At 28.0% G+C, this 1337-nt stretch carries 1 protein-coding gene and 1 rRNA gene; both read left to right on the top strand.

Annotated features, from left to right (window positions below):
* Window positions 1-95, top strand: a 5S ribosomal RNA gene (gene rrf / locus ACRC28_RS17830); the annotation flags it as partial.
* A 279-nt stretch (window positions 96-374) separates the two neighbouring features.
* A complete protein-coding gene (locus tag ACRC28_RS17825) occupies window positions 375-941 on the top strand; it encodes a beta-class carbonic anhydrase (RefSeq protein ID WP_438544795.1) in 567 nt (188 codons plus the stop codon).
* Window positions 942-1337: the final 396 nt, after the last annotated feature.

Below are 1337 nucleotides of genomic sequence, written 5' to 3'. Positions count from 1 at the left end.
GTACACTCCTTCCCATTCCGAACAGGAAAGTTAAGCTCTATAACGCCGATGGTACTGCACGGGAGACTGTGTGGGAGAGTAGGAAGTTGCCAAGTGAAAACAAAGAGAAAAGTCAGTAGTTAATTCTACTGGCTTTTTTTGTACACAAAATTAAGCAATATCAATACTTGAGGTGAGGTTAAGAATAAAACATAGTACTACGAATTAGGTATGGGGATGATGACTTTTTTATATACAAAACTATTATTTACAATATAGAGAATGAATTATTTGAAGGTATAGTAGATTTTCGATTAAATATTATTAAAAATCTGTATTTACAAAAGTATATTTGATAATATGTTAATAATAAAACTAAAAGGAAGGTAAGAAGGATGAACTTAATTAACAATATTATAGAACATAATAAAAAATTTGTTGAACAAAAAGAGTATGAAGAATATATATCTACAAAAACACCAAATAAAAAAGCTGTTATATTATCTTGTATGGATACAAGATTAACAGAATTATTACCTAAGGCTATGAATATAAAAAATGGAGATGCTAAAATTATAAAAAATGCAGGAGCTATAATAGCCCATCCTTTTGGAAGTATTATAAGAAGCATTTTAGTAGCAGTATATGAATTTGATGCAGAAGATATAATTGTAGTTGGACACTATGGGTGTGGGATGTGTAACTTGAATACTGATAAAATGATAGAAAAAATAAAAGAGAGAGAAATAAAAGAAGAAACATTAGAAGTTCTTAATAATGCAGGAGTAGATATAAAAAAATGGTTAGAAGGATTTTCTTCAGTTGAAGAATCGGTAGAAAATAGCGTAAAATGCATAAAGAATCATCCTTTAATGCCTAAAGGGGTACGAGTTCATGGACTAATAATAGATCCTAAAACAGGAAAGTTAGATGTTGTAATAGATGGAAATCTAGAAAAATAAAAGAAAACTCAACCTAGTGTATCATTAGATGGATATATAAGAAAGTAAGAGAAAAATATAGAAAAATGGGTTTAATATTATTTAATCAGAGTATTTATTAAAATATTGGGATAAATAAATGATATTATAAGTGAGTCGCTTGAAGCAAAACAAGTTTTTGAACGAGAGACTCACTAAAAGAAATTTGAAAATATATTAAAAAATATGTTGACAGAAAATTATTTGAGTGATATACTAAACAAGTCGTCAAAAGCGACTGAACAAAAATGGTCTTTGAAAATTGAACAGAATAATATATAAACAAACTTAAACCAGCAATTCTTTTATTAGTAAGTTTTATGAGCAATTTAAGATTAAACTTTTTATTGAGAGTTTGATCCTGGCTCAGGACGAACG

Source organism: Clostridium sp., from assembly GCF_051650885.1.
Lineage (GTDB): Bacteria > Bacillota > Clostridia > Clostridiales > Clostridiaceae > Clostridium.
Note: the sequence above shows the minus strand (reverse complement) of the source record. Positions and strands in the feature narration are given on the sequence as shown.

Excerpts from the sequence above, each read along its gene's own strand:
- ACRC28_RS17825 (WP_438544795.1), top strand. The coding sequence starts at position 375 with ATGAACTTAATTAACAATATTATAGAACATAATAAAAAATTTGTTGAA.